Source organism: Desulfogranum japonicum DSM 18378 (assembly GCF_000429945.1).
Classification (GTDB): domain Bacteria; phylum Desulfobacterota; class Desulfobulbia; order Desulfobulbales; family Desulfobulbaceae; genus Desulfogranum; species Desulfogranum japonicum.
Genome location: NZ_AUCV01000105.1, coordinates 1 through 3,164 on the forward strand (window position 1 = coordinate 1; position 3,164 = coordinate 3,164).

A 3,164-nucleotide genomic window follows, 5' to 3' on the forward strand; every position below is an offset into this window, starting at 1 on the left:
TCCAAGAAAAAACACAAGGAGCTATTCGTCACAGCAGCGACAAAACTCTGGGAGTGTTTTGAAGCACCCACAAGGCGTTCATTTTCCCAGAAAATCAGAAAACTAGTGGAAGCAGCGGAACAAAATATTCGAGGTTGGGTGCTCATCAAGAATTTTGCTCAACAAAATCCGAAAACAGTAAAACAACATGCTGGATTAAAAAGTCCAGCTGAACAGTTGAATGGTAGGCGATATCACGATTGTTGGCTACAGATCCTTTTGATTTCTTCCTCTCTTGGTGGATTTCGAAGGGCTCCCCTAAATCCGAAATAATCAGTTTTATTTAAGCGTAGCCGCAAAGATGAGGTCTTAAATGCACCTTAATGTGACATTTTCGTGCGCTTGCCCTGGGGCGAACTGTTACGCATGTGCTATCAATCCGGGATCTGTGTAACAGTCCCTGGTAGATACAAAGCAGATTAGCGGGTACAGGTCTCATGCAGTTACAAAGAAACTTTATAGCATACAAAAGATGTATGTTATCGAGCACGATGAGTTTGTAAATTGACAAAGCTTGAGTCAAGTTGTTTTATAGAATTAACTCGTTAAATGGTCGATTACACGCAGAGTTTTAAACTAATTGGCCCGGCGGCAAGCCCAGAGCACATGCTAGCGCTTGCACGTAGGCCGAAATTGCCAGCCTCTGAACAGGGGTGTGTTATCGAGAAACTTCATAATTACTTGTTATCTAGAGAAAAAATGGGATTAGATGGTGTCGAACTCATAATGGCAATTGAAGAGAAATTTCAAATTGTCATAAAAGAAGATGAAGCTTACAACGTCCAAACACCTGACGATCTTACAAATCTTGTATTCTCAAAACTAAGAAAAGTCGGATCTCAATACTGCTCTTCACAGCAAAGTTTTTATATTGTTAGAAGAAAAATTATCCAAAGGTTTGGAGTTAAACGAAATAGTATAAAGCCAAATACAAAACTGGTTGATCTTGTTGACAAGAAAAACAGAAAGAAATTCCTTAAAGAGATTACTCGTGATCTATCAAGCAATGATGTTGTGTGTTTAGAATTTAACAAGCCAAAGTATTTACAAAAAATAAGGTTATCAAGTAGCCTTATAGTTTTTGCAATTAGTCTTTATATTTTCGAGTATCAAGTTGGTTTGTCTTTTTTGATTATTTTCTTTTATCTAGGTTTGTTTTCCATGATTACAGAGCCACTCAAAAATGAATTTCCCGATAACTTTCAAACAGTAGCCGACTTAGTGAAAATAAATGCTTCCCTAGACAGTACTATTTGGTCAAGGCAAGAAGTTTATGATCGTGTAAAAGAAATAGTAGTCGAGCAACTATCAGTTAATTCTGAGTTGATCTTGCCTAATTCACATTTTGTTGATGACTTAGGTATGGATTAAATAATTAGATAACCAGCCAATAAACACGGACTGCAAAGCATCGCGGCATTGAAGCCTATGAGCCACGCAAAAATCTCAACGAAAATTCAAAATTATTCTTACGCAATTTGCGGCCGGTTATCGCAACGTTCTGTTCAAAACAACATGACCAAATCAATCCATAAAAACTCACTATCTCATTCAGCCCTTCTTGTTGCCGTATTTATTTTATTATTTCCACATCATAGTCAAGCGGATGCCATTAATCCCTTATTCAATCTATTTACTCCTGACACAGTAGTGCCTGCATCTATTCTCACAGTACTGATAATTTTTGTAGAAGCTCTGCTTCTCTGGAAATGGGTAAAACCAGTATCATTCCTTTCAAGTCTTTGGCGGGCAACCATAATTAACATTATTTCCAGTGCGGCTGGTTCCATAACTGCATGGATATTCTTCAAGGAACAAATGATTTGGGGGATGATGGGGCTTTATATCCCAATGTTCTTTTTGACCATGACTACAGAAACCCCAGCATTGAAATTCCTTTATCGCAAAGAGGCTTTTGACTGGAAACGAACAATAAAGGTTTCCTTTGGTTTAAACATCATCAGCTATCTTTTCGTATTTACATCTCAATTCGGTCTTATTTTTGCTTATTTGGTTTACGCTGGATTTGCTGACAATTATAGTATAAAAAATTGGACTGATGTTTCATTACTTAAAGAAGAAACTGGGTACATTTACACAATTGAAAGACTTCCCTCCACTAACAGTTTGGCAAAGCATATTGTTAAAAAATATGATGTTGCAAATAGTTCATGGGAGACAATTGACCCTGGCTTTCAAAATGATGGGAATGATTTAAAGCGATGGGATGTACAGAGTAACATACTCGCATATATCCGTTGGATAGGGACACAAAAGAGTAAAACGGGAGTAGCTCCTTACTTCTCTTTAACAGTATTAGATGAGGGTACGCTCTCTACTATAATTAAAATGAAAGGTAGTTTTGCAGATGTAAGAGTGTCCCCTGATTTAAGTAAATTAGCAGTACTGGAAACAACTACACAGAACATTTATGTCCCTAAAGACAATGAAAGTCATTTCCGACTTGGTGAGGCATGTGCTTTAAATATTTACGACTTAAAATCAGGGGCTTTAATCAATACGGCATCTCGGTTCTCCCTCAATGAAGGGCTCGCTTGGACCAATGACTCAAAAAACATAATATTTTCTTCTCTCAGAAATGAAACTCTTATGCAAATCCAAGAAGATAAATCCACAACTCATTTTTATGGCAGAAGCCACGCCGAACCTGGTCAATTCCCTATCGATCTTTTTATTTTTAATTTAGAAACATCTAATGTAGAAAGTCTTGTAGAAGGATTTATGCCAACTGTAATTCCAAGCAGTAACGAGTTAACATTTTTAAGAGAATCAGGTTTTTATAAAAGAGAGATTTGGAAAATGGATATTGAGAAACGTACCCCTAGTCTAGTCATCAAAGGTTCAAGAGATCAATATGCTATTTCACCAAGTGGAAAAAGATATTTAATTCAAGTTCCTCATAAGCAAATATTAGGGGACAATTACTTCCTTGTCGTGGTTGATCCAAATGACAATGCAAGAAAATATATAATTGATCCAAGTTATCGTTATTATGATTTTAGATGGATTCAATAAAATATAAAAACAGAACGAATAAGGATAGATTGTGTGAGTGAGGAACGAACGAACCACAATCTTATCCGTGGTTGGACAAGCCCGTCTCT

The 3,164-nt window shown here is 36.8% G+C and carries 1 protein-coding gene and 2 pseudogenes; all 3 read left to right on the plus strand.

Annotated elements, in window-relative coordinates; genetic code table 11:
* A pseudogene (locus tag G493_RS34155) lies at window positions 1-312 on the plus strand (hypothetical protein); the annotation flags it as partial.
* A 978-nt stretch (window positions 313-1,290) separates the two neighbouring features.
* Window positions 1,291-1,407 (plus strand): annotated as a pseudogene (locus tag G493_RS34935) (acyl carrier protein); the annotation flags it as partial.
* A 147-nt stretch (window positions 1,408-1,554) separates the two neighbouring features.
* Window positions 1,555-3,075 carry a TolB-like translocation protein gene (locus G493_RS0122410; RefSeq protein WP_028582154.1) on the plus strand — a complete coding sequence of 507 codons (1,521 nt, stop codon included), beginning with the start codon at window positions 1,555-1,557 and terminating at the stop codon, window positions 3,073-3,075.
* The last annotated feature ends 89 nt before the right edge of the window (window positions 3,076-3,164 follow it).

Coding starts and splice junctions, on each gene's coding strand:
- G493_RS0122410 (WP_028582154.1), top strand. CDS start 1,555: ATGACCAAATCAATCCATAAAAACTCACTATCTCATTCAGCCCTTCTT.